This window comes from Rhodospirillaceae bacterium, assembly GCA_016712715.1.
In the GTDB taxonomy this organism is placed as follows: Bacteria; Pseudomonadota; Alphaproteobacteria; order Dongiales; family Dongiaceae; genus Dongia.
Genome location: JADJQM010000002.1, coordinates 277,781 through 301,992, shown reverse-complemented (window position 1 = coordinate 301,992; position 24,212 = coordinate 277,781). Strand labels below are relative to the sequence as shown.

General features: G+C 64.1%; 22 protein-coding genes and 1 pseudogene. 8 read left to right on the top strand and 15 right to left on the bottom strand.

Features of this window, described 5'->3' with window-relative positions:
* Positions 1-181 precede the first annotated feature (181 nt).
* From IPK59_12225 to rmuC, 6 genes are all read right to left on the bottom strand, one after another.
* Entirely contained in the window at positions 182-664 is a 483-nt protein-coding gene (locus tag IPK59_12225) for a PAS domain-containing protein (GenBank protein MBK8159489.1), read from the bottom strand.
* A 31-nt stretch (positions 665-695) separates the two neighbouring features.
* Positions 696-1,043, bottom strand: coding sequence for a response regulator (locus IPK59_12220; protein ID MBK8159488.1), 348 nt, complete (start codon positions 1,041-1,043; stop codon positions 696-698).
* Entirely contained in the window at positions 964-1,476 is a 513-nt protein-coding gene (locus IPK59_12215; protein ID MBK8159487.1) for an Hpt domain-containing protein, read from the bottom strand. The genes IPK59_12220 and IPK59_12215 overlap by 80 nt, the downstream gene beginning before the upstream one ends.
* 161 nt (positions 1,477-1,637) lie before the next feature.
* Positions 1,638-2,096: an NfeD family protein gene (locus tag IPK59_12210; protein MBK8159486.1), complete on the bottom strand. Its 459-nt coding sequence runs from the start codon at positions 2,094-2,096 to the stop codon at positions 1,638-1,640.
* 11 nt (positions 2,097-2,107) lie between these two features.
* Entirely contained in the window at positions 2,108-3,070 is a 963-nt protein-coding gene (locus IPK59_12205; GenBank protein ID MBK8159485.1) for an SPFH/Band 7/PHB domain protein, read from the bottom strand.
* A gap of 128 nt (positions 3,071-3,198) precedes the next feature.
* Positions 3,199-4,290: a DNA recombination protein RmuC gene (gene rmuC / locus IPK59_12200; GenBank protein ID MBK8159484.1), complete on the bottom strand. Its 1,092-nt coding sequence runs from the start codon at positions 4,288-4,290 to the stop codon at positions 3,199-3,201.
* Positions 4,291-4,568: 278 nt separating this feature from the next.
* Here rmuC and IPK59_12195 point away from each other — a divergent pair, with 278 nt between their 5' ends.
* The 3 genes from IPK59_12195 to truA are packed head-to-tail and all read left to right on the top strand — an operon-like array spanning position 4,569 to position 6,756.
* On the top strand, positions 4,569-5,096 hold the full coding sequence (locus IPK59_12195; protein MBK8159483.1) for a peptide deformylase: 528 nt from the start codon (positions 4,569-4,571) through the stop codon (positions 5,094-5,096).
* Positions 5,097-5,113: 17 nt separating this feature from the next.
* A complete protein-coding gene (locus IPK59_12190; GenBank protein ID MBK8159482.1) occupies positions 5,114-6,022 on the top strand; it encodes a methionyl-tRNA formyltransferase in 909 nt (302 codons plus the stop codon).
* Positions 6,019-6,756 (top strand): tRNA pseudouridine(38-40) synthase TruA, encoded by a 738-nt coding sequence (gene truA / locus IPK59_12185; GenBank protein MBK8159481.1) that lies wholly within the window; start codon positions 6,019-6,021, stop codon positions 6,754-6,756. The genes IPK59_12190 and truA overlap by 4 nt, the downstream gene beginning before the upstream one ends.
* Before the next feature lie 9 nt (positions 6,757-6,765).
* On the opposite strand, the gene IPK59_12180 is transcribed toward truA, so the two are convergent.
* A complete protein-coding gene (locus tag IPK59_12180; GenBank protein MBK8159480.1) occupies positions 6,766-7,299 on the bottom strand; it encodes a TetR family transcriptional regulator in 534 nt (177 codons plus the stop codon).
* 153 nt (positions 7,300-7,452) lie between these two features.
* Between IPK59_12180 and IPK59_12175 the strand changes: the two genes are divergently transcribed.
* A complete protein-coding gene (locus IPK59_12175; GenBank protein MBK8159479.1) occupies positions 7,453-8,601 on the top strand; it encodes a trimethyllysine dioxygenase in 1,149 nt (382 codons plus the stop codon).
* A gap of 155 nt (positions 8,602-8,756) precedes the next feature.
* Here IPK59_12175 and IPK59_12170 read toward each other — a convergent pair whose 3' ends face one another.
* Positions 8,757-9,728: a hypothetical protein gene (locus IPK59_12170; GenBank protein MBK8159478.1), complete on the bottom strand. Its 972-nt coding sequence runs from the start codon at positions 9,726-9,728 to the stop codon at positions 8,757-8,759.
* A 210-nt stretch (positions 9,729-9,938) separates the two neighbouring features.
* Positions 9,939-11,861, bottom strand: coding sequence for an ABC-F family ATP-binding cassette domain-containing protein (locus IPK59_12165; GenBank protein ID MBK8159477.1), 1,923 nt, complete (start codon positions 11,859-11,861; stop codon positions 9,939-9,941).
* A 162-nt stretch (positions 11,862-12,023) separates the two neighbouring features.
* Between IPK59_12165 and ndk the strand changes: the two genes are divergently transcribed.
* Positions 12,024-12,446: a nucleoside-diphosphate kinase gene (gene ndk, locus IPK59_12160; GenBank protein ID MBK8159476.1), complete on the top strand. Its 423-nt coding sequence runs from the start codon at positions 12,024-12,026 to the stop codon at positions 12,444-12,446.
* A 74-nt stretch (positions 12,447-12,520) separates the two neighbouring features.
* Here ndk and IPK59_12155 read toward each other — a convergent pair whose 3' ends face one another.
* From IPK59_12155 to IPK59_12140, 4 genes are all read right to left on the bottom strand, one after another.
* Positions 12,521-12,748, bottom strand: coding sequence for a hypothetical protein (locus IPK59_12155; GenBank protein MBK8159475.1), 228 nt, complete (start codon positions 12,746-12,748; stop codon positions 12,521-12,523).
* A gap of 87 nt (positions 12,749-12,835) precedes the next feature.
* The gene (locus IPK59_12150; protein ID MBK8159474.1) at positions 12,836-13,879 is read right to left on the bottom strand and encodes a hypothetical protein; all 1,044 of its coding nucleotides are present in this window, start codon (positions 13,877-13,879) and stop codon (positions 12,836-12,838) included.
* Positions 13,876-14,541 carry a phosphoribosylglycinamide formyltransferase gene (locus tag IPK59_12145; protein MBK8159473.1) on the bottom strand — a complete coding sequence of 222 codons (666 nt, stop codon included), beginning with the start codon at positions 14,539-14,541 and terminating at the stop codon, positions 13,876-13,878. Before IPK59_12145 ends, IPK59_12150 begins: the two co-directional genes overlap by 4 nt.
* A 9-nt stretch (positions 14,542-14,550) precedes the next feature.
* A complete protein-coding gene (locus IPK59_12140; GenBank protein MBK8159472.1) occupies positions 14,551-15,624 on the bottom strand; it encodes a phosphoribosylformylglycinamidine cyclo-ligase in 1,074 nt (357 codons plus the stop codon).
* A gap of 193 nt (positions 15,625-15,817) precedes the next feature.
* Here IPK59_12140 and IPK59_12135 point away from each other — a divergent pair, with 193 nt between their 5' ends.
* The 3 genes and pseudogenes from IPK59_12135 to IPK59_12125 all read left to right on the top strand — a co-directional run bounded on the left by IPK59_12135 (position 15,818) and on the right by IPK59_12125 (position 18,870).
* On the top strand, positions 15,818-16,909 hold the full coding sequence (locus IPK59_12135) for a DUF2066 domain-containing protein (protein ID MBK8159471.1): 1,092 nt from the start codon (positions 15,818-15,820) through the stop codon (positions 16,907-16,909).
* Between the two features lie 206 nt (positions 16,910-17,115).
* Positions 17,116-18,229: pseudogene (locus IPK59_12130) on the top strand (AI-2E family transporter).
* Complete coding sequence (locus tag IPK59_12125) at positions 18,226-18,870, top strand: DNA replication protein (protein MBK8159470.1); 645 nt, start codon at positions 18,226-18,228, stop codon at positions 18,868-18,870. Before IPK59_12130 ends, IPK59_12125 begins: the two are co-directional and overlap by 4 nt.
* A 16-nt stretch (positions 18,871-18,886) precedes the next feature.
* Here IPK59_12125 and IPK59_12120 read toward each other — a convergent pair whose 3' ends face one another.
* Together IPK59_12120 and IPK59_12115 are read right to left on the bottom strand one after the other, a co-directional pair.
* Positions 18,887-21,328: an FAD-dependent oxidoreductase gene (locus tag IPK59_12120; protein MBK8159469.1), complete on the bottom strand. Its 2,442-nt coding sequence runs from the start codon at positions 21,326-21,328 to the stop codon at positions 18,887-18,889.
* A 288-nt stretch (positions 21,329-21,616) separates the two neighbouring features.
* Positions 21,617-24,043 (bottom strand): FAD-dependent oxidoreductase, encoded by a 2,427-nt coding sequence (locus IPK59_12115; GenBank protein ID MBK8159468.1) that lies wholly within the window; start codon positions 24,041-24,043, stop codon positions 21,617-21,619.
* Positions 24,044-24,212: the final 169 nt, after the last annotated feature.

Genomic DNA, 24,212 nt, shown 5'->3' with positions numbered 1-24,212 from the left:
AAGGCAAAGGAATGGTTAATGACGGAGATGGGGCGCGAAGACGGAAAATTAAGGCAGGAAGGTTGTCTTAAGGGGCGTCGGGGCAGCGATCGGTTTCTTGCCCGGTCAGGTGATGTCCGTCCAGTCCAGCTTCGATGTCTCGGTCATGGCGCTAACCTGGAAATTGGCTCTGTGGGCGGCTTCAGCCCAGGTCGGGATAATCTTCCAGGCCGACGCAGCGGGTGACGCGGCCGCTGCCATCGGCATCGGCCAGCGGCCAGATGCCGGCGCTGGCGGGCAGTTTCACGCCGGACCTGGTCAGCACATGGTGACGGCAATAGACCGGGCGGCGTTCGCCGACGCTGGTCTGGTAGGCGATGCTGAGCACATTGCGCAAGTCTGACGGTTGCTGTTCCAGCTCATCGAGATATTGGTTGGTGAACGGACCGTTGATGCTCGCATTCTGCGATCCGTCGAGGCGATAGCGGACGCGGAAGGGCGCCGTCTCGATCTCGGCAATCAGCAGAAAGGGAAGCAGCGGCTTGATCTCGGCCGGATCGATGGCACTGCGCATGGGCAATCGGCCATCAGCGCATTTTGCCCGCCAATAGGCGTCAAACGCGCTGACGCGCGGCGACGCGGCCTCCTCCAGCGAAATGTCGAGTGCCACCGCGGGATCGGTCATGCTGCCAGCCGGCCGAGCCAGACAGCGCCGGTCACCCCAACCCGAACTGCGTCACCACTTTCGCAAAATCATCGGCGAAATTGCCACCGGAGCGGAGCACCGGGCTGCCCTCGGGCAGGCGCGAGAAGGCGGCGGCGTCGAGTTCCTGGCTGGTCAAGACCGCGCAGGGGATCTTCTCGGTCACTTCCATCGCCTTCAGCGCGCGGATGAGGTCGACGCCGTTCAAACCCTTCATCACTTGGCTTGTGATGACCATGTCGGGACGCAGGCGCAGGGCCATGGTGAGGCCTTCGATCGGGTCATGGACCGAATTGACGCGGAAGCCGCAGGCCATGATCTGCTTCGAGAGGATCTTGGCGATGGACCGGGCCGGCGTCACCAGCAGGATTTCGACATTGCGCACCTCGACATCGCCCGGCGAGAAAGTGCGGCTGACATGGGAGGGGAGGCCGCGCGACACGCACGATCTCGTCCTCGTCGGGCTGGGATTTCCGCTCCAGCATCTCGCCGATCGCATCGTTGAACTCCTGCACATCGCGCTGGGTCTTCTCCGACCATTGCGACATGTCGTTGAGATAGCTCTCAAGGCGCTGGGCGATCAGGCTGATGATGGGAAAACCGAAGGAATTGCCGGTGATGCGCAGGTTATGGGCATGGCCGAGCAGGGCGGAGACATAGGTGTCCTCGGCGCCGGATTCGGCGATCTGGTCGAGGAGCCGGTTCATGTCGGCAAAGCGCGTCGTCGCCTCGTCGTGGAACTCCAGTTCCGCCTTCTGCGTCAGTTCGTCGATATTCGCGCCGGTGACTTTCACGATGCCGCTCTTTCCCTGATTTCCCGTGGCGGCTCAACCGGCCGCAATGCAAGCATGGCCCGCCTTGGCCGAAGCCAGAGCGGGTGCTGCCCAGGATTGTCGCGAGAAAGTTTACAAGTGATGAACGACGCCCAAAGGCGCCGATATTTATTAGGGGAAACTCAGCCGGCTTTTTCCACTGCCACCATGGCGCCGCGCATGGCGATGACCTTGACCTTCGTGCCGGCGTCGAGGTCCGGCCCCTCGCAACGCCAGACCGTGTCGTCGATGCGGATCTGGCCGCGGCCGTTGACGATCGGCTCGGACAGCGTGGCGTTGCGGCCGATCAACTGTTCGCCACGGCGGTTCAGGGTGGAATCGGCACTGGCGGTGGTGAAATGGCCGCGGAACTTGTACCAGCCCAGCACCGAAGCGGCACTCAGCACGGCAAAGACCAGCACCTGGTTCTCCCAGCCCATCATGGGCAGAATCAGGGCCACGATGCCGGTGACCAGGGCGGCGCCACCCAGCCACAGGAAGAAAAAGCCGGGGGTGAGGATTTCAATCCCCGCCAGCGCCGCCGCCAGTATCATCCAGTGCCAGAATTCGAGGTCAAAAAAGGTGATGCCGATATCGCTCATGGCGAATGCTCTTACGATTGGTTGGTGGGCACGCTGCTGCGACGGGGTGCCGCGGCGGCCTGGTCGCTCAAGGCACTCTTGGCCAGTTCCGCGATGCCGCCCAGGGCGCCGATCACGTTGCTGGCTTCGAGCGGCATCAGGATGACCTTCTGGTTGGGGGCGGAGGCGATCGCCTGCAGCGCCTCGGTGTATTTGAGGCCGAGGAAGTAGTTGATCGCCTGGATGTCGCCCTTGCTGATCGCGGTCGAGACCATGTCGGTGGCCTTGGCTTCAGCCTCGGCCTCGCGCTCGCGGGCCTCGGCCGCGCGGAAGGCCGCCTCCCGCTCGCCCTCGGCCTTGAGGATGTTGGAGATCTTCTGGCCCTCGGCTTTCAGAATGGCGGCCTGGCGCAGGCCTTCGGCTTCAAGGATCGAGGCGCGCTTGTCGCGCTCGGCCTTCATCTGCCGGCCCATGCTGTCGACCAGGTCGCGCGGCGGCGCGATGTCCTTGATCTCGATGCGCGTCACCTTGATGCCCCAGGGCTGGGTCGCATCATCGACGACATGCAGCAGCTGCGCGTTGATCTTGTCGCGCAGCGACAGCAGCTCATCGAGGTCCATGCCGCCCATCACGGTGCGGATATTGGTCATGGTGAGGTTGAGCACGGCGTTTTCGAGATCATTCACTTCATAGGCGGATTTCGCAGCATCGAGCACCTGGTAGAAGACGACGCCGTCGACACTCACCATGGCGTTGTCCTTGGTGATGACTTCCTGCGTCGGCACGTCGAGCACCGATTCCATCATGTTGATGCGCGCACCCACCCGATCGACGAAGGGGATGATGAAGTTGAGGCCGGGGCGCAGCGTGTGGGTGTAGCGGCCGAAGCGCTCGATGGTCCATTCGCGGCCCTGCGGCACCGATTTGATGCCCATGAAGACCAGCAGGATGGCAACGACCAGCACGACGACGACGAAGATTGCGAAACTGCTCAGCATGATGCTTCCCCCCAAAGCCGGTTGATGGTTGCGCGCGGCTGATCCGAACCGCACGCCTGCAACCATTTGTCACAGGAATGTAGGGGACTTGCGCGGCGATTCAAGTGAAACCGGTGACCTTGGCATTAAGCCTTTGCGTCAAGGACGGGATTTGCCACCAATGCGGTGACCACTTCCGGCTCTTCGAGGCCCACCTTCTCGATATCGTCGACCTTCTTCACCACCTTGTCGGTGGTGATGCGGATCTGGCGGACGGATTCGACGGCGCCGTCGAAATGCTTCTGCAGCTTCTCCGCCCGCTCGTCGAGGCGCTCGATATCCTTGCCGAGCTCGACCACCTTGGCCTGGATGACATGGGCCTGTTCGCGCATGCGCACATCCTTCAAGACCGCGCGCATGGTGGTGAGCGTCGCCATCAAGGTGGTGGGCGAGACGATCCAGACGCGCAAGCGCCCGGCTTCCTCGACCAGATTGGGAAAGTTCGCATGCACCTCGGCATAGACCGCTTCCGAGGGCACGAACATGAGCGCCGAATCCGCCGTCTCGCCGGGCACGATGTATTTCTCGGCGATGGCCTTCACATGGAGGCGGATGGCAGCGGAGAATTCACGCCGTGCCAGCACGGTCGCGGCATCATCCTGGGCATCGCGGATGGAGCGGTAGGATTCCAGCGGGAATTTGGAATCGATGCCGATCGGCCCCGGCGGATTGGGCAGTTTCAACAGGCAATCGACACGCTTGCCGCCGGTGAGCGTCGCCTGGAACTCGTAATTGACCGGCGCCATCACGGTGCGGACGATGTCGGCCAACTGCACCTCGCCGAAGGCACCGCGCGCCTGCTTGTTGGAAAGGATGTCCTGCAGGCTCACCATGCGGGTCGAGAGCTCGGCGATGTTCTTCTGCGCGGCGTCGATGACCGCCAGGCGCTCCTTGAGTTCGCCCAGCGATTGCCCGGCCTCGGTCGCCGACAGTGCCAGGCGCTCCTGCACCCGGTCGGCAAGCTGTGCCAGGCGCTGCTCCAGCCGCTGGTCGAGGGCGGATTGGGCGGCCACCTGGTTGGCGGAGAGGGATTGCAGCTGGCCGGCAAGCTGGTCGAGCCGGGGATCCAGCGCCGGAACGGGCGCCGGCCCCCTGGCGCGCCAGACCAGGACCAGCACCGCCACCAGCAAAAGAGCGATGAGACCGAGGAGCGCCAGCAGGATTGGGCTCAATTCCATGACGAATTCCTTGAATTTGGGCCCCGGCAGGCCCCCGGCAGCCGAATCGGGGCAGACAGAAGCCCCTCCTTGCTTGACGATAGCCTGCGGAATCCATAGGTAAAGCCGAAAGCGCGGCGACCATTTCCCCTCACCCCAACCCCTCTCCCCGCAAGGGCGGGGCGAGGGGCTTAAGAAACGAGCGCGTTGGAAACTCCCTCGCCCCGCTTGCGGGGAGAGGGTTGGGGTGAGGGGCCTTCGTGCCGATTGCTCTGACTTTGACCGTCGATGGAAAGATCATGGCCCAGTTACCGATCCTCGTTGCGCCGGACCCGCGGCTCGCCAAGAAATCCCTGCCGGTGGCGGAGGTGGATGCCGAGATCCGTCAGCTGATGGACGACATGCTGGAGACCATGTATGTGGCGCCGGGCATCGGTCTCGCTGCTCCGCAGGTCGGTGTGCTCAAACGCGTCATCGTGCTCGACCTGGCCGGCGATGATGAAGCGCCGGCACCACTCAAGATGGCCAATCCGGAGATCGTCTGGGTGTCCGACGACGATGCCGAATACAATGAAGGCTGTCTCTCGGTCCCGGAGCATTACGCCGATGTGGTGCGGCCGGCCTCCTGTGTCGTCAAATATCTCGACGAGAACAATGTGCAGCGCGAGATCACGGCCGAAGGACTGCTCTCGACCTGCGTGCAGCACGAGATCGACCATCTCGACGGCGTGCTGTTCATCGATCATCTGACCTCGCTCAAGCGCAACATCATCCTCCGCAAGCTGGTGAAGGCCAAGAAGGCGGGCGCCGGCGGCGTCCCGGCCTGACGACCACCATCAACCCCATGCGCATCATCTTCATGGGCACGCCGGATTTTGCCGCCGCGGCGCTGTCGGCGCTGATCCAGGCTGGGCATGAGGTGGCGGCCGTCTACAGCCAGCCGCCGCGCCCCGCCGGCCGTGGCCAGGATCTGCGGAAATCGCCGGTGCAGTTGCTGGCGGAAAGCCATGGTCTCCTGGTCCGCCATCCCGTCTCGCTGAAATCAACCGAAGCGCAGGCGGAATTTGCTGCCCTCAAGGCGGATATCGCGGTGGTGGCGGCCTATGGCCTCCTCCTGCCGCAGGCTGTGCTGGCGGCACCGCGCCGGGGCTGTCTCAACATCCATGCTTCGCTCCTGCCGCGCTGGCGGGGTGCTGCCCCCATCCAGCGCGCGATCCTGGCCGGCGATGCGGAGACCGGCATCACCATCATGGCGATGGATGCGGGGCTCGATACGGGCGCCATGCTGACGTGGGAGAAGCTGCCGATCGTGCCCAAGATGAATGCCGGCGAGCTCCATGATGCGCTGGCAGCACTGGGGGCTCGGCTCATCGTCGAGACATTGGCGGCACCACTGCCGCCCGCGGTGCCGCAGCCGAGTGAGGGTGTGACTTACGCCGCCAAAATCTCGCCCGCCGAGGCACAGATCGACTGGTCCAAGGATGCAGCACAACTCGAACGCCAGATCCGCGCCTTCGCGCCGGTACCGGGCGCCTGGTGCCTGATGCCGGACGGCGCGCGGCTGAAGCTGCTGGCGGCCGATGTGGTGAGCGGTGGGGGCGCACCCGGTACGGCGCTCGACGATGCGCTGACGATCGCCTGCGGCCGGCAAGCCCTGCGCCTCACCTTGCTGCAGAAGGCCGGCAAGAAACCCATGGCGGGTGCCGATTTCCTGCGCGGGCAGAAGCTCGCGCGCGGGTCGGTGCTGTCATGACGCGCTATCGCCTGACGCTGGAATATGACGGCGGGCCGTTCGTCGGCTGGCAGCGGCAGGAGAACGGGCTCTCGGTCCAGCAGGCCCTCGAAGACGCCGTGCGCGCGACGGTGCAGGAAGATGTCCTCGTCTATGGCGCGGGGCGCACCGATGCCGGGGTCCATGCCCTGGGCGAGGTCGCCCATGTCGGCATCGCCAAGGACATCGATCCGCAACGCCTGATGGCCGCCATCAATTTCCATGTCCGGCCGCACCCGGTTTCGGTGATCGAATGCAGCATCGCGGTGGGCGATTTCCATGCGCGCTTTTCGGCCATCGGCCGCGCCTATCTCTACCGCATCGTCAACCGCCGCGCGCCGCTCGCCATCGACCGGGGACATGCCTGGCTGGTGAGCGTGCCGCTCGACAGCGATGCGATGCATGAGGCCGCCCAGCGCCTCGTCGGCCGCCATGATTTCACGACCTTCCGCGCCTCGCTCTGCCAGGCCAAATCGCCGGTGAAATCGCTGGAACGCCTCGACGTGATGCGCCAGGGCGAGGAGATCCAGATCGTCGCCGAGGCGCGCTCCTTCCTGCATCACCAGGTGCGCAACATGGTTGGGACCCTGCGCCTGGTGGGCGAGGGGAAATGGTCGGGCGATGACGTGACGCGCGCGCTTGAGGCCCGCGACCGCAAGGAAGGTGGCCCGACGGCACCACCCGACGGTCTCTATCTCACGCGGGTGGTTTACTAGGCGGGCGCCTCAGCCGACCTTTGCCTGCACGGCCGAGACGGTTTCGGCGCGGGCGGTGGCCATGAAGCGGCCGGCCTTGAGATTGTCGACCCAGTCATGGGCGATCAGGCGGGCTTCCACCGCGGTGAAGGTGGTGGGGTCGAGGCAATGCTCGAGCCAGAGGCCATCCAGCAATGCCGTGAAGGCCAGGGCCGCGAGGCGCGCATCGAGATCGAGGCGGCGTTCCTCGGCGATGCCGCTGATATACCAACTCGCATCGACGAAGGCGCGAAGCTGCCCCTCCGGTGAATTGGGTGCGGCACTCAAGGCCGCGCGCAATGCCTTCTCCACTTCCTTGCCGGTCCAGCGATAGGTCTCGGCGATGAGGTCGTGCATGCCGGCGAAATGATGGCGCACGAGGCCCGGCGAGACGCCGGCTTCGGCCGCCACCACGCGGACCGTCGTCCCATCGAGACCATGTCGTGCCAGGCTGCGGGCCGTGGCCTCGATCAACTGACGTCGCCGAGACTCAGGTAAGTCTCCAGGTAAATTTAGGTTCCTTATCGGCCACGTGCTTTTTCCCCAGCTGATACTGAACCAATAGTAATACGCTCTGGCTCCAGGGCGGAACCAATTTTGGCTCCATCAGCAGATTCTTCTTGAGTATTATACATTCGTACAATAGTAATCCCGCCAGCACGTCCTGTGGAGAGCAAAATGACCCATATCACCCATGCCGCCAGCGTCCGCGACGGGATCGAGATCGCCTTCGGGGGCGGTGCCAATCCTGTCGCTGCGGGGACCACCCATACCTTCACGTTCGCCTGGCTGCGCGACCATTGCGCCTGCGCCGAATGCCGGCATCCGGACACGCAGCAGCGCCTGCTCGACACCTTCGCCCTGCCCAAGGATCTCGCCGTCACGGCGCTGGAACTGGGGGCGGGCGGCAGGACGCTCAGCCTCGTCTGGCCCGATGGCCATCAGAGCCACTTCGCCGCGGCGGATCTCACGGAGAGCCTGCTGCCGGTCGGCCTCCTCACCTCGGAGATCAGAAGCTGGAACGAGGCCGAGATCGCGGCCGATTTCCCGCAGGTGACCTATGAGGCCCTGATGGGCGACGATGCGGTGCTGGAGAGCTATCTCGAGAAGATCGAGCGCCATGGCTTCTGCTTCGTCGAGGAAACGCCGGCGACACCCGAGGCCACCAAGGCGGTCGCCAACCGCATCGCCTATATCCGCAAGACCATCTTCGGCTCCTATTGGGATTTCACCGCCAATATGGAGCACAAGGACACGGCCTATACGTCGCTCGCGATCGGGCCGCATACCGACGGCACCTACAGCTTCGATGCGCCGGGCTACCAGATGTTCCATTGCTTAGGGGTCGATTGCGTGGGCGGCGAGAATGTCTTCGTCGACGGTTTCCGCATCGCCGAGATCATGAAGCGGGACACGCCCGACCTCTACCGCATCCTCACCGAAGTGGATGTGCCCGGCCAGTATATCGACCATGAGAAGGGCATTCATCTGATGGCGCGGCGGCCCTTGCTGCGCCTCGATTCGACCGGCCGCCTTGCGCAGGTGAGCTTCAACAATCACGACCGCGCGCCCTTTGCCCTGGAGCCCACCCGGATGGCGAAGTTCCAGGCGGCCTATGCCGCCTTCGCAGCCCATGCCAATGACCGCGGGCTGCAATATCGCCGCCGCCTGCTGCCGGGCTCGGTGGTGCTGTTCGACAATTGGCGCCTGCTCCATGCGCGCGACGCCTATAGCGGCTATCGGCGCCTGGCCGGCGCCTATCTCAACAAGGAAGATGTCGAGAGCCGGCTCCGCGTGCTGCGCCTGAAGAAATCGCAGGCGGCGTAGTCCCGGAACGATTCCTCCCCCCATCAAGGGGGGAGGTAGGAGGGGGCGGAAGCGACGGGAGCTTCTTTCACCCTGCGCTCGGCTTCTGCGTCTTTCCGCGCACGCCGACGCGCTTCTGGCCCTGTGACGCTGCGCCACCCTCCGCGGCGGGTGTCCTAGGCGTTGAGGGCGATGTCGGTATCGACGGCGAGGTGGGCTGTCGCACCCCCGACGGCCATGGAATAGTGATGATAGATGTTGCCGCTATCGGCGATCGTGCCCTCATAGGTCCAGCCCGAGGTGCCCTGGACGCGGTCGGTGGCGCCGCCATCGATGAAGAGGAAATCGTTGCCCGAGATGTCGATGACGTCCTGGGCGCTGAGGCCGATCGTGTTGTTGTGATCGCCGAGATCGATACGCTCGATGCTGTGGAGATGATCCCCGGCATCGTTGAGGTACAGGAAGCTCTGGTCGAACACGACGGTATCAAGGCCGTCACCGCCATCGATCTCGTCCTCGACTGAAAACGTCGCCGCCCGGGCATGGATGATGTCGGAGCCACCGTCGCCGAACAGCAGATCGTGCCCCTCGCCACCGAAGATCTGGTCGCCGTCGTCGCCACCATGGATGACATCCTCGCCCATGTCGCCCATCAGGATATCGGCGCCGGAATCGCCGAAGAGCTTGTCGTCGTTCTCGCCGCCGTCGATATAGTCGTCGCCGGTGCCGCCATAGATCGTGTCATTGGCGCGGTCGCCGAACAGAGAGTCGCGATCGTCGCCACCGAAGATCAGATCGCTGCCAAACCCGCCGTGGATGTTATCCGTTCCGCTTTCGCCGAAGAGGGTATCGTTCCCTTCGCCACCATAGATGTTGTCGGCGCCACGGCCGCCGAGCGCAGTCATATTGCCCTCGCGGGTCGCGCCGATGATGTCGTCGCCATCGCCGCCATCGATGAGATCGTTGCCACCACCGCTATAGAGTCGGTCGTTGCCGCCATTGCCGAAGATCTGGTCGTTGCCGCGACCGCCGGTCAGAAGGTCGTCGCCCTCGCCGCCACGCAGATAGAGGCTGGGGGCATAGGGGATGACGGCGGGGTCGATGCTGGGGAGCTGGACTTTGGGGGTGGTCCCGATGATCCTGAACATGACGTGTTCCTTCCATTTCGGTGTGAATGTGAAGGTCTGTCGTCGCCAGGACTGGCGTGGTTAGATCGGTTGTGGTGGCATCGCCCGCTGCGTGATGGCGGTCACAGCGGCTTTTTCGGCAAAGCGCGGAACTGCGCCGCCAATGCCGACAATTTTACGGATGCCTCTCGGGCCACTTTGCGAGAGTTCACCGATGCCGGTGTGAGCCCGCTACCCGGCACTCAGCTCCAGCCAGGTTTCCTCGGCTTCGGCCAGCTTCTTTTTCACCTCGGCATGCTTGGTCTGCCAGGTGGCCAGCGTCGCCGTGCCGCCATTGTTGTAGAGCGACGGGTCGTTGAGCTTGGTCTCGATGATGTCGAGGGCCTGCGTCAGCTTGGCGATGGCGGTCTCGGCGCCCGAGAGGGCTTTCTTGCGCTCGGGCGAGAGCGCAACCTTCTTCGCGTTCGCAGGAGAAACCTGCTGGGGCTTCGGCGCCGATTTCACCGGGGCAGTGGCATGGGCGCTCGCCGCCTTGGGGGCCGAGGGTTTTTCGGGCAGGCTGCCGCGCTTTTCGCTGCGGGTCTTCTCGCGGCGCTCGCTGATGATCTGGCGGCGGTAATCATCCATGTCGCCGTCGAAGGTCTTCACGGCACCATCCTTCACCAGCCACAGCCGGTCGGCGGTGAGCTCGATCAAGTTGGGATCGTGGCTGATGATGATGACGGCGCCTTCGAACTCGTTGATCGCCTCGACCAGCGCCTGGCGGCTGTAGATGTCGAGATGGTTCGAGGGTTCGTCGAGCAGCAGGATGTTGGGCGCCTGGCGGCTCATGAGCGCCAGCAACAGGCGCGCCTTCTCGCCACCCGAGAGGCGCGAGACCTTGGTATTGGCCTGATCCTGGCCGATGCCGAAGCGCCCCAAATGGGCGCGGCGCTTGTCGGGCAGCAGATCCGGGGCGGCACGGGCCATCACCTCGATCGGCGTCGCCTCGACATCCAGTTCATCGGTCTGGTGCTGGGCGAAGTAGCCGACGCGCAGCTTTGATGATTTGCGCATGTCGCCCGACATGGGTGCCAATTTGCCGGCGAGCAGCTTGATGAAGGTCGATTTGCCGTTACCGTTCGAGCCCAAGAGCGCGATGCGGTCATCTGGATCGAGGCGGAGATCGAGGTTCTTCAGGATGGGCTTGCCCGGCTCGTAGCCGACCGAGACATGATCGATGGTGATGAGCGGTGGTGCCAGGGCTTCCGGCTGCGGGAAGGAGATATTGATGCCCTTCTCGTCGGCGACCAGCGCGATCGGTTGCAGCTTGGCGATCATCTTCAGGCGCGACTGCGCCTGCCTGGCTTTTGAGGCCTTGTAGCGGAAGCGATCGACGAAGGCCTGCATATGCTTGCGCTGGGCGTCGACCTTTGACGCCATGGCCATGTCCTGCTCCATGCGCAAACGTCGCATGCTCTCGAAATCATCATAGCCGCCGGCATAGGAGATCATGCCACCGCGCGACAGATGGATGATGCGGTTGACCACCTTATTGAGGAGATCGCGATCATGGCTCACCAGCAGGATCGTGCCTGGATAGTTCTTGAGATAGCTTTCCAGCCACAGGGTTGCTTCGAGATCGAGATGGTTGGTGGGCTCGTCGAGCAGCATGAGATCGGGCGCCGAGAAGAGCTGGGCGGCCAGCGCCACACGCATCTGCCAGCCGCCGGAGAAATCGCTCAACGGGCGTTGCTGTGCGGCGGCATCGAAGCCCAGGCCGGCCAGGATTTCGGCCGCGCGCGATTCGGCGCTATGGGCCTGGATGTCGACCAGGCGGCCATGGATTTCGGCGATGCGGTTGGGGTCGGTGGCATGCTCGGCCTCGGCCAGCAGGGACATGCGCTCGGTGTCGGCCGCCAGCACGCAATTCAACAGGCTGCGGCCCTGCTCCTTCATTTCCTGCTCGAGCCGGCCGATGCGCCAGTTGCGTGGCACGTCGATGGTGCCTGAATCCATATGGAGATCGCCGGAGATCAATTTCAGCAAAGTCGACTTGCCGGCGCCGTTGCGCCCGACCAATCCGGCATGGTGTCCGGCCGAGACGGAGACGCTGGCATTGGCCAGGATCTCGCGGCCGGCGATGCGATAGGTCAGGTTGGAAATGGTTAACATATTGTTCTAGCTACTTTTTCAAACGACGCAGGGCAGTGAATCCAGAGAATGCCGGGGTTCAGTTGTGCAGTGCGGCTGAGTTGTATATAAGCCAGCCCGAATTCCGCCAAGGGGCAGCGCGCATTTCGTCTGCGCCCATCAAACCTGACAACGAGGACAATCATGGCCATCGAACGTACTTTCTCGATCATCAAGCCGGACGCCACCCGCCGCAACCTCACGGGCAAGATCAACGCCAAGTTCGAGGAAGCCGGTCTCAGGATCGTGGCCCAGCGCCGCATCCAGATGTCGGAAGCCCAGGCCAAGAAATTCTACGAAGTCCATGCCGCCCGCCCGTTCTATGGCGATCTGGTGAAGTTCATGACCTCCGGCCCGGTTGTCGTCCAGGTGCTGGAAGGCGAAGGCGCCGTCCTGAAGAACCGCGACATCATGGGCGCAACCAATCCGGCCAATGCTGCCCCGGGCACGATCCGCAAGGAATTCGCTGAATCGATCGAGGCCAATTCGGTCCATGGCTCGGACAGCCCCGAGAACGCCGCCATCGAGATCGCCTACTTCTTCGCCGGCACCGATATCGTCGGCTGACGTTTGGTTAATGCAAAAGAAAACGGCGCCGCGAGCGATTGCGGCGCCGTTTTTCTGTTTGGACCTGAATGGCGTCAGCCGCGGCTGGCACCCCAGACAACGGCGCCAAAGCCCAGCACGACGGCGATGGCCGAGGGCACGCCGAGGCCCCAGGACGGGCCATAGACGGCATGGAGTGCCGTGATCAGCGCGAGCAATACGGCATAGATCGTGCCCCAGAAGAGCAGGCGGCCGAGACCGTTCCAGGTCTTCTGGCGGTTGGCGAGAATCTGGTCGTTGAGCGACCCGGTCGGATTGGCCATGGCGTGATCTCCAGCAAGGCGGTTGGTCATATTGGGTCCTTTTTACCGCGTCGGCGGGGTGAGGGCAATCGGGCGGTAGAGCCTTGGTCACTGCATGGGCGGGATGATCTGCATGGGTTCGGTGTCCATCGGCTGCGGCTTGGTGGGGTCCGGCGGGGCCGTGGTGGCGGGGGCCGTGGTGGTGGTGGCCGGGGTCACGGGTGCCGGTGCCGCCGGGCTGGTGATGGTGGGAACCCCGATCACCGGCGCCTCGATCACGGGTGCCTCGGGTTCCGGGATGTCCGGCATCTGCGGCAGATCGATGGTGCCGGGCAGGCTGGGCTTGGCGATGGGGTCCGGCACCGGCTGGCCGGCCTCGGCGATGAGAAACTGTTCCGGGCAGCGATGGCGGAGCGTTGTCCCGGTCTCCTGCCAGAAGCTTTCGGGGCCGAGCGGGCGCATGGTGCCCTGCTGGCGCAGCTTGATGCGGATTTCGGTCAGGACCGATTGGTTGCGCTTTTCCGACCGTCCGCAGACGATCTGCAGGGAGGCGGCACTCGCCTCGCCATATTGCTCCATGAAGGCATTGACCAGGGTGTCGAGCTTGACGCGGCTGCCGATGCCGCCGGCGATGGTGATGTTGAGCAGCGATTGCCGCGCTTCCAGGGCACGCGACACGGCGCGGTCGAAATAGCGTTCTTGGGACAGCATCGAACAGCTGCCATAGCTGGCCCAGAAGCGCCGCTCGGCGCATTGCGCCACGCTTGGCATCACCTCGGCCAGCGTCCGCGCCAGCTCCTCGCTCAGATTGACCGGTGGCAGGTGGCAGGATTTGGTCGCCAGCGTGTCGACCTCGCCCTCGAAGAGCGGGGTCGAGAAGGCGCCGGTCATCGGGTCGCAATCGCGCATCGGCACGGAATTGGCGCGCGGATCCGGGCGCAGGCCGATGAGGGTGAGGTTGCGCCCGGCCGGATCCTTCAAGGTGAGATCGGCACAGAGCGGCAGTTCCGGCTTCACCAGGCATTGGCCGGGCAGCCAGGCCATGATGAGCGTGTAGTGATCGAGGGTCTGGGCGGGGGCCGGGGTACAGAACGCGAAGGTCGCAGCCAGGCCGAGCGCCATCGCGAAGATGGATCGGCCGAAGTTCTTCATGCGCCGAGTGGATTGTAGAGAACGCCACCGGCGAAAGCCGCGTCCTCGACGATGGCGCGTTCGTTCTCGACCCGCACCTTGCCCTCGGCGATGAGGCGGAGCGCCTGCGGGAACAGGCGATGCTCGGCGGCGAGCACACGGGCGCCTAAGCTGTTCTCGTCATCCTCGGGCCGCACCGGCACCACGGCCTGGGCGAGGATCGGGCCGCTATCCATGTCTGGCCGCACGAAATGCACGGTACAGCCATGGAAACGCACGCCCGCCTCCAGCGCGCGGGCATGGGTGTTGAGGCCCTTGAAGGAGGGCAGCAAAGCGGGGTGGATGTTGACCAGCCTGTCATGCCAGCCGGCGATGAAATCATCGGTAAGGAGGCGCAGGAAACCCGCCAGCACCACCAGCTCGGCGCCGGAAGCACGGATCGCCGCGTCCATCGCCTGATCAAAGCTGGCGCGGTCGGCGAAACCCTTGTGATCGATGGTGAGGGTCGGGATGCCGGCCTTTTCCGCCCGCGTCAGGCCGAAGGCGCCCGGCCGGTTGGAAAGCACCAGCACGATCTCGATCGGGCTGCCGGCGATGGCGGGGCCGAAGCAATCGATGAGCGCCTGCAGATTGCTGCCGCGGCCGGAGATGAGGATGGCGATTTTCAGCTTCGGCCGCGACATCTGGGCCACTTACCAGTGACCGGTGTTGCGGACCTCGCAGCCGGGGGCGCCGGCCGCGCGCGGACCGATGCGGCCGATCTCGTTCACCGTTTCGCCGGCATCGCGCAGGGTCTTGGCGATGTGCGCCGCGTCGTCGCGCGCCACCACCAGAATCATGCCGATGCCGCAATTGAAGGTGCGCGCCATTTCCTGCGCATCCGTGCCGGCCACTTTCCGCAACCAGGCAAAGACCGGCGGCAGGGTCCAGGTCGAGGCGTCGATGCTGCAGGCGAGATCCTTGGGCAGCACGCGCGGGATGTTTTCGAGGAGGCCGCCGCCGGTGATGTGGGCCACGGCTTTGACGCCACCCAGCTTCGAGCTCTCGGCGCGGATCGCGGCAAGGCATGAGCGGACATAGATCCTGGTCGGCGTGAGCAGGGCCGCGCCCAGGGTCTGGCCCTTGGCAAAGGGCGCTTCGGCATCGTAGCCGAGGCCGCTCTTCTCGACGATCTTGCGCACCAGGGAATAGCCGTTGGAATGCACCCCCGACGAACCCAACCCCAGAACGATATCGCCATCGGCGACGTTGAGGCCGGTGATGGCGGCTTCGCGCTCCACGGCACCTACCGAGAAACCGGCGAGGTCGTAATCGCCCTTGGCATACATGCCGGGCATTTCCGCGGTCTCGCCGCCGATGAGCGCACAGCCGGCCTGTTTGCAGCCGTCGGCGATGCCGGCGATGATCGCGGTCGCGGTCGCCACGTCGAGCTTGCCGGTCGCAAAGTAGTCGAGGAAGAACAGGGGCTCGGCGCCCTGGACGACGAGGTCGTTGACGCACATGGCGACAAGGTCGATGCCGATCGTGCCGTGCCGCCCGGCTTCGATCGCGATCTTCAGCTTGGTGCCGACGCCGTCGGTGGTGGCGACCAGGATGGGGTCGCGGAAGCCGGCGCGCCTGGGATCGAAGAAGGCGCCGAATCCGCCCAGACCCGCATCGGCCCCGGCGCGCGCCGTGGCTTTTGCCAATGGTTTGATCGCCTCGACCAGGGCATTGCCGGCATCGATATCGACCCCGGCATCGCGATAGGTGATGCCATTGCCCATGGTAATTACTTAAGTCCTTATTCTTGTTGGCGTCGCGGTCGCCGATGCGGGGTGTTTTTACGCCGCTTCTGGCTTCCTTGGACACAGATTTGCTATAAGCTCGGTCCGGACAATACGCATTTCAGGGTGGTTTGCAATGGCCCCAAAGGGCTTCTCCCCAGGCGCTCTCCTGCCTGGCAGGTTTCACAGGATTGTGGCTTTCGCGCTGTTGCTGGCAGGTCTTTCCCTGCCCGTACCGGCCGTGGCGCAGAGCGTTTATGTCGCCAGCGGCGTGCCCGTGGACGTGACCGGCGATGCCGCCACCCTGCGCGACCAGGCGGTCTTGATGGCGCAGCGCGAGGCGTTGAAGAAAATCCTGGCGGAGATCGCCCCGGCCGACCAGGTGGCCGGCCTCGTCCTGCCCGGCGACGATGTCATCGGTGGCTGGGTCGCCGATGTCGAGATCGAAGAAGAGAAGATGGCGGCGACGCATTATATCGGCCGCTATACGGTGCGCTTCCAGGCGGCCCCCATCCAGGAGTTCCTGGGCGCGGAGGGTGTCGCCTTCGCCGAGACGCGGTCGAAGCAGATGCTGCTCATTCCCGTCTTTACCGACGAGACCGGCAATACCGGCCTGTGGGGACCCACCAATCAATGGCTGGCTGCCTGGACGACGCGCCCACCCAGCAATGCGCTGGTGCCGATCGTGGTGCCGCGCGGCGATCTTGACGACCAGAACACGCTCTCGGCCACCGAGGCCCTGGGCGGCAACGAACCCAAGCTCGACTTCATGGGCGAGCGCTACCAGGCCGGCGACGTGGTGGTGGCGGAAGCGCGCATGGGCCCGGCCGGCGCCGATGGCAGGCGCAGCCTGGCGCTCGACGTCGCCCGCTACGGCATCGACGGGACCGAACGTTTCCAGGAGACGCTGAGTGGCGACGCCGCCGATCCCGACGGGCTGATGGCGCAGGGTGTGGCGACCGTGCAGGCGATGCTGGAAGGGGCGTGGAAGAGCGCCAATCTGGTCGACCCCAACAAGCGCGCGCAGTTGTCGGTGCATGTGCCCCTGGCCGGGATCGAGCAATGGGTGGCGATCAAGCGGCGTCTGGGTCAGGTCAGCCTGGTCAAGGGCGTCAACCTCAAGCAATTGGCCAAGGACGGGGCGGAACTGGAAATCTCCTATGCCGGCGACGAGGCGCAGTTCATCCGGGCGCTCTCCCAGGCCGATCTCATGATGGTGCCGAGCGGCGAAGGCATGGCGACCTTGACGCTTGGGGCCAGCAGCACCGCAACGCCGACGCCGTGAGGAGCTTGCCTCTTCCCTTAGCCCCTCTCCCCTTGCGGGAGAGGGGTTGGGGTGAGGGGGATGGAACGACGAGACTGAATGATAGACCCCCTCACCCTACCCTCTCCCGCGAGGGGAGAGGGTCTTAAGAGGGCCGTTCTTAAACGAGTACCATGACCGAGAATCGCGACATCAAGATCGAGGTGGATGAGGTGGTGGCACCGCGCATGCGGCGCTGGCCGAGTTATCTCGCCGCCCTCATCGTCTTCCTGATCCTGGTCTATCTGCTCCGGACCGTGCTGCTGCCTTTCGTGGCCGGCATGGGGGTTGCCTATTTCCTCGATCCGGTCTGCGACCGGCTGGAGAAAATGGGGCTGTTCGCGCATCCTTGCCACCACGCTGGTCACCATCGCCTTCGTGCTGATCGTGGTGCTGGGCTTCCTGCTGGTGGTGCCGCTGCTGATCGACCAGACGAGCGCCTTCATCACCAGCCTGCCGGAACTGGTCGAGCGCGCGCATCAGCGCCTGCTGCCGCTATATGAAAGCCTGCGGGTGCGATTCGATCTGCCGGCGGTGGATGATCTGGGGCCCTTGCTGCGCAACCGCCTCGGCACCGTGTTCGGCTTCGTGACGCAGGCCCTGCAGGGTGTCGTCTCGGGCGGGGCGGCGCTGGCCAACCTCCTGTCGCTGCTGTTCATCACGCCGGTGGTGACCTTCTATCTGCTGCGCGACTGGGACATCATCACGGCACGGCTCGACAATCTGCTGCCGCGCGACCATGCCGAGACGATCCGCGAACAGGGACGCGCCATCGATACGACGCTTGCCGGCTTCATCCGCGGCCAGGCCACGGTCTGCCTGGTGCTGGGCGTGTTCTATGCCGTGGCCCTGATGATCGTCGGCCTGCCCTTCGGCCTCATCATCGGCATGATCGCGGGGCTGCTTACCTTCATCCCCTATGTCGGTTGCCTCTCCGGCCTCGTCATCTCGATGGCCATCGCGCTTGCCTCCTTCGACACCTGGCATGGGCCGGCGGCGGTGGCCGCCGTGTTCGTGGTGGGGCAGGTGGTCGAGGGCAACTTCCTGACCCCCAAGCTGGTCGGCGACCGGGTCGGGCTGCACCCGGTCTGGATCATCTTTGCACTACTTGCCGGCGGCGCGCTGTTCGGTTTTGTGGGCCTGCTGCTGGCGGTGCCGGTCGCGGCCGCGATCGGCGTGCTGGTGCGCTTCGGTATCGGCCGCTATCTGATGAGCCCGCTCTATCACGGCCATGACCAGGTGATGGTGCCGGAAGATGTGGCATCTGCGAAAGTTGTCGCCGGTACCGCGAACGAGCCATGACCAATCGCCAATTGCCTTTCGACCTCAAGGCGCCGCCCGCCATGGGGGCGGCCGATTTCGTGACCGCAGCCAGCAACGAGGCGGCCCTTGCGCTGATCGATTCCTGGCCGAACTGGCCGGGACCGGCGCTGAGCGTCCATGGACCGGCCGGTTGCGGCAAGACGCATCTCGGCCATGTGTGGCAGGAGAAGGTGGGCGCCGCCGCGCTGTTTCTGGATGCGCCGACGACGCTGCCCGATCTCCCCACACCGCCCATTCTCATTCTCGACGAACCGGCGCTGGACGAGACCGCTTTCTTCCACCTCCTCAACCGCGTGAAGAATGATGGCGGCGCGCTGCTGGTCCTGAGCCGCGACGCACCGGCGCGCTGGGATGTGCGGCTTCCCGACCTTGCCTCGCGCCTGAAGGCATTGCCCACGGTCGAGGTGGCGCCGCCGGATGACGCGCTGCTGGCGGCGGTGCTGGTGAAGCATTTCACCGACCGCCAGATCAACGTGGCGCCGGACGTCATCGACTATCTGCTGCGCCACATCGAACGCAGCTTTGCCGCGGCCGCGGACGTGGCCGACCGCCTGGACCACGCGGCATTGGCCGAGCGCAAGGCCATCACGATTCCGCTGGTGAAGCGGGTATTGGGATAGAACGCGGCGCCGCGACCTAAACCCGCATCCGCGCCGATTTCGGGTCGTACATCGGTGTGAGGCTGGCCGTAGCCGGATAGCGCTTGAGCGCCACGCCGATCTCGAACTTGCCCTCAGTGATGAACGCCGCATCGACACCGTCCTTGTTATGGACATAGCCCATGCCGATGGCGCCACCCAGATGGTGCCCGTAATTGGCCGAGGTGACGAGGCCCACCAGCGCGCCGTTCCGGTAGATCGGCTCGTTGTGATAGAGCAGCAGGGCCGGGTCCTGCATCTTGAACTGCACCATGCGACGGCCGAGCTTGCCTTCCTTCTGGCGCAGCACGGCATCGCGGCCGATGAAGCCGCCCTTCTTGTCGAAGGCACAGGTGAAGCCGAGGCCCGCTTCCAGGATGGTGTCCTTGATGCCGATATCGTGGCCCCAATGGCGATAGGCCTTCTCGATGCGGCAGGCATCCATCGCATGCATGCCCGCAGGCCGCACGCCGAGATCGGCACCGGCTTCGAGCACGGCGTGCAACACGCCGCGCGCAAACTCGGTGGGGATGTAAAGCTCCCAGCCCAGCTCGCCGACATAGGAGATGCGCGTCGCCCGCACCTTGGCATTACCGATTTCGATATGCTTGGTGGCACCAAAGGGGAAGCCCGCATTGGTGAGGTCGGCGTCTGTCAGGCGTGACAGCAGCTCGCGGCTCTTCGGCCCCATGACGCCCAGCGTTGCGTAAGACGTCGTCATGTCGACCAGCTCGACATCCTCACCAGCCTGGAGACGGTCCTTCAGATAGTGCCAGTCGCGGGTCGAGGTCGCCGCCGCCGTCACCACCATGAACTTCGTGTCGGTGATGCGGAAGATGGTGAGGTCGGCTTCGATGCCGCCCTTCTCGTTGAGCCATTGCGTGTAGACGGCCTTGCCCGGCTGAGCGATATCGGCGCAGGAGACGCGCTGCAGCAGCGTCTCGGCATGTTTCCCCACCACCAGGAATTTGGCGAAGGTCGAGAGATCGTAGAGGGCGACACCCTCGCGCGTCGCCTTCACATCGGCTGCGGCATAGGGGAACCAGTTCTGGCGGCCGTAGGAGTATTCATATTCGGGCTTCACACCCTTGGGCGCATACCAGTTGGGCCGTTCCCAGCCGGCCACTTCACCGAAGCAGGCGCCGAGCGACTTCCAGTCTTCATAGAAAGCCGTCTGGCGGATGTTGCGCGAGCTTTCGAACTGGCGGTACGGCCAATGCATCGCATAGAGAAGCCCCAGCGCTTCCGAGACGCGCGGGACCAGGAAGCTCTTCCGGCTCATATGCGGCTGCAGGCGGCGGATGTCGACGTCCCAAAGATCGAGCGGCGCCTCGCCCTCGACGATCCAATGGGCCAGCGCCATGCCGGCGCCACCGCCCGATTGGATGCCGATCGAATTGAAACCGGCCGCGACGAAGAAGTTCTTCAATTCCGGCGCCGGCCCCAGGATGTAGCGCTGGTCGGCCGTGAAGCTTTCCGGCCCGTTGAAGAACTTGCGGATGCCGACCTTCTGCAGGCTCGGCACCCGGTGCATGGCGCCTTCCAGGATCGGCGCGAAATGATCAAAATCCTCCGGCAATTCGTCGAAGGCAAAGTCTTCGCGGATGCCGTTCATGCCCCATGGCTTGGCCTTGGGCTCAAAGGCGCCCAGCAGCAGCTTGCCCGCATCTTCCTTGTAATAGGCGCAGGCATCCATGTCGCGCATGACGGGGAGGTCCGGTGTCATGCCCTCCATCGGCTCGGTCACGATGTAGAAATGTTCGCAGGCATGGAGCGGGATGTTGACGCCAAGCTTCTGCCCGATCTCGCGCGACCACATGCCGGCGGCGCACACCACATATTGCGCCTTGATGATGCCGTCCGGGGTGCGGACACCGGTGACGCGGCCATTCTCGACCAGCACTTCCTCGACCTTGGTGTCCTCGAAGATTTTGGCACCCTGCATGCGGGCGCCGCGCGCCAGCGCCATGGTGGTGTCGGCCGGGTTGCACTTGCCGTCCTTCGGGTAAAAGATGCCGCCGATGACATCGTCGGTGTTGAGCAGTGGCCATTTTTCCTGGACGCCGGCGCGGTCGAGCTCGATGCATTCGACCTCGAAGCTCTGCAGCATATCGGCACCACGGCGGAATTCCTCCCAACGCGCCTCGGACGTTGCGACCGACAGCGAGCCCGGCTGCACGAATCCGGTCGCCTGCTCGGTTTCCTTCTCCAGCGTCTGGTAAAGCTCGGTCGTGTACTTGGCGAGCTTGGTCAGGCTCTCGCTATAGAGCGAGGCGCGTACCAGCCCCGCCGCATGCCAGGTGGTGCCGGAAGTGAGCTTCTTGCGCTCCAGCAGCACCGTATCCTTGCCCCAGCCGAGCTTGCCCAGATGATAGGCGATCGAACAACCTAGGATGCCGCCACCGATGATGACGACGCGGGCTTCTGTGGGCAGGGACATGGGTATGGTTCTTCGTCTGGTTGGGTTGCGGGCGGATTATGTCGAGGATGCGGGCAGCGGGCAAATAGGTGATTTCGATGAGGGGTATCGAGCGGTTACCCCCTCACTCCAACCCCTCTCCCGCGAGGGGAGAGGGGCTTGGTGCGAAGGTGGCAGTATCCAGTAGCGACAGAAAGGCTGTTGCACGGCGAATCTCATTCCCTCTCCCCCAGTCGGCGAATGCCGACATTCGTCGGCGGGCGGGAGAGGGTCAGGGTGAGGGGGGGCGACTGAAGACTCTTGCCCATCTCACGCCTTCAACCGCTCGTTCTTCGGATCGAAGATCGGCTCCTCGGCCACGACCGCGGGGAAGCGGGTCCCCAGAATCTCGACCTCGAGCTTGGTCCCGACTTCCGCGAGGTCCAGCCGCACATAGGAAAGAGCGATGCTCTTGCCGATGCGGAAGCCCCAGCCGCCGGAACCGACGATGCCGACCTTCTTGCCATCCTTGAAGACGATCGAGCAGGTCGGCGCATCGGCGGTATTGCCCTCGACGATGAGCGGCACGAAGCGTTCCTTCTCGCCCGCCGCATGGCGCGCACGCAGCGCGTCGCGGCCGATGAAATCGCCCTTCTCGAGCTTCACGAAACGCTCGAGCCCGGCGTCAAAGGGCGTGTATTCATGGGTGATGTCCTGCTTCCAGGAGCGGTAGCCTTTTTCGAGCCGCAGGCAATCCATCGCATACATGCCGAAATCACTGATCCCGAATTCCTTGCCGGCCTCGGTGATCGCGTCATAGACATGGACGAGGTCACCCATCGGCACATGGAGTTCCCAGCCGAGTTCACCGACATAGTTGACGCGCAAAGCCGTCACCTTGCGGCCGGCCACTTCGATCACCTGGCAGCTCGGCCAGGGGAAGGCGTTGTTGGAGAGATCGGCCTCCGTGATCTTCTTCAGGAGATCGCGCGAGCGCGGCCCCGCCAGCACCAGCGACGACGCCGATTGGCTCATCTCGGTCAGCTTCACCGAGCCATCATTGGGCAGATGCTGCGTCAGCCAATCCATGTCATGCCACAGGCCCGAGCCCGCCGACATCAGGTAGAATTTGTCGGCGGCGAGACGCGTCATGGTGAATTCGGAGAGGATCGAGCCCTTGGGCGTCAGCGTATAGGCTAGCGTCACCCGGTTGGATTTCGGCAAGGCGCCGCAGACCAGATAATCCAGCCATGCCTCGGCGCCCGGCCCCTCCACGATGAATTTCGAGAAGCCGCCGAGATCCATGATGCCGACGCGGTTCGTGACGGCATCGCACTCGCCACGCACCGGCTCGAACCAGGCCTGCTCCGCGCGGTGGAAGGAGAGTTTTGTCTTCGCCTCTTCCGGATTACGCGGGAAATAGGCGGCGCGTTCCCAGCCGCCGCGCGCACCCATGACCGCACCCTTGGCGGTCAGTTTTTCGAACAAGGGCGTCTTCAACCGCGGCCTTCCGGCGGGGCGTTCTTCATTCGGGAAGCCGATCGCATATTCGTTCTGATAAAGCTCGATCGCCTTGTCGGTCACATATTTCTGGTCGGCGAACACCGTGTAGCGGCGATGATCGAGGCCCCAGAGGTCCCATTCCGGTTCGCCGTGCACGATATATTCGGCAATCGTCTTGCCCGCACCGCCGCCCTGGCAGATGCCGAAGCTGAACGTGTTGCAATTGTAGAAATTGGTCAGGCCATGCTGCGGCCCGATATAGGGATTGCCGTCCGGCGAATAGGGGATGGGGCCGTTGATGACCTTCTGCACGCCGACCTGGCCCAGCACCGGCACACGCGCCACCGCCTGTTCGATATAGCTCTCCAGCCGGTCGAGATCGTCGGGCCAGAGCTGGAAGGCGAACTCCTCGGGGATGCCGTCATGCCAATCGGCTTTGCAGTTCCACTCATAGGGGCCGAGGATGAGCCCGTCGCGCTCCTGGCGCAGGTAATAGGAGACGTCGGGATCGCGCACCAGCGGCAGCTTCTCTGATCTGGCCGCCAGTTCCGGAATCATCTCGGTGATGAGGTATTGGTGCTGCATGGCGATGATGGGGAGATACTGGCCGACCATGGCCGCCACTTCGCCAGCACGGTAGCCGGCGGCATTGATCACCTTCTCCGCCGTGATCTTCGTGCCGTTCTTGGTGGTGATCTCCCATTCGCCGCTCGGCAATTGTTTGATCGCCGTCACGGCGTTGAAGCGCTGCACCTTGGCGCCCATATCCTTGGCGCCCTTGGCGAGGGCCTGGGTCAACTGCGAGGGATCGATATCGCCGTCATGGGCATCCCACAAGCCACCCACCAGATCATCAAGCTCCATGATCGGATACTTGTCCTTGATCTCGGCGGGGGTGAGCATCGCGTAATCCAGCCCCTGCGCCTTCGCCATGGCACAGGCATGGGCGAATTCCTCCATGCGCGACTTGGTATGCGCCAACCGGATCGAGCCGGTGACGTGGTAGTTCATCGGGTAGTCGACTTCCTGCCCCAGCGTCCGGTAGAGCTTCGCGGAATAGGCCTGCATCTTCATGATGTTCCAGGAGCCCGAGAAGGTCGGCACATTGCCCGCCGCATGCCAGGTCGAGCCGGAGGAAAGCTCGTCGCGCTCGATGAGCAGGCAATCGGTCCAGCCGAGTTTGGCGAGATGGTAAAGCGCACTTGTCCCCACGACACCGCCGCCGATGATGACGACACGGGCATGTTCAGTCATTTGGTTCCCCCAACCTTACCGTTACTTCTGCACCACCCCCTCACCCCAACGCCTCTCCCGCGAGGGGAGAGGGGCTCAGTGCCAAGATGGCTCCAATCATTAGACCGACAGTATAATTCCTGCCATGTGAAACACATTCCCTCTCCCCTCGCGGGAGAGGGTCAGGGTG

Coding starts and splice junctions, on each gene's coding strand:
- IPK59_12190 (MBK8159482.1), top strand. CDS start 5,114: ATGCGCATCATCTTCATGGGCACGCCGGATTTTGCCGCCGCGGCGCTG.
- IPK59_12120 (MBK8159469.1), bottom strand. CDS start 21,328: ATGTCCCTGCCCACAGAAGCCCGCGTCGTCATCATCGGTGGCGGCATC.
- IPK59_12225 (MBK8159489.1), bottom strand. CDS start 664: ATGACCGATCCCGCGGTGGCACTCGACATTTCGCTGGAGGAGGCCGCG.
- truA (MBK8159481.1), top strand. CDS start 6,019: ATGACGCGCTATCGCCTGACGCTGGAATATGACGGCGGGCCGTTCGTC.
- IPK59_12125 (MBK8159470.1), top strand. CDS start 18,226: ATGACCAATCGCCAATTGCCTTTCGACCTCAAGGCGCCGCCCGCCATG.
- IPK59_12170 (MBK8159478.1), bottom strand. CDS start 9,728: ATGTTCAGGATCATCGGGACCACCCCCAAAGTCCAGCTCCCCAGCATC.
- rmuC (MBK8159484.1), bottom strand. CDS start 4,290: ATGGAATTGAGCCCAATCCTGCTGGCGCTCCTCGGTCTCATCGCTCTT.
- IPK59_12150 (MBK8159474.1), bottom strand. CDS start 13,879: ATGAAGAACTTCGGCCGATCCATCTTCGCGATGGCGCTCGGCCTGGCT.
- IPK59_12140 (MBK8159472.1), bottom strand. CDS start 15,624: ATGGGCAATGGCATCACCTATCGCGATGCCGGGGTCGATATCGATGCC.
- IPK59_12210 (MBK8159486.1), bottom strand. CDS start 2,096: ATGAGCGATATCGGCATCACCTTTTTTGACCTCGAATTCTGGCACTGG.
- IPK59_12195 (MBK8159483.1), top strand. CDS start 4,569: ATGGCCCAGTTACCGATCCTCGTTGCGCCGGACCCGCGGCTCGCCAAG.
- IPK59_12155 (MBK8159475.1), bottom strand. CDS start 12,748: ATGGCCAATCCGACCGGGTCGCTCAACGACCAGATTCTCGCCAACCGC.
- IPK59_12115 (MBK8159468.1), bottom strand. CDS start 24,043: ATGACTGAACATGCCCGTGTCGTCATCATCGGCGGCGGTGTCGTGGGG.
- IPK59_12165 (MBK8159477.1), bottom strand. CDS start 11,861: ATGTTAACCATTTCCAACCTGACCTATCGCATCGCCGGCCGCGAGATC.
- ndk (MBK8159476.1), top strand. CDS start 12,024: ATGGCCATCGAACGTACTTTCTCGATCATCAAGCCGGACGCCACCCGC.
- IPK59_12145 (MBK8159473.1), bottom strand. CDS start 14,541: ATGTCGCGGCCGAAGCTGAAAATCGCCATCCTCATCTCCGGCCGCGGC.
- IPK59_12175 (MBK8159479.1), top strand. CDS start 7,453: ATGACCCATATCACCCATGCCGCCAGCGTCCGCGACGGGATCGAGATC.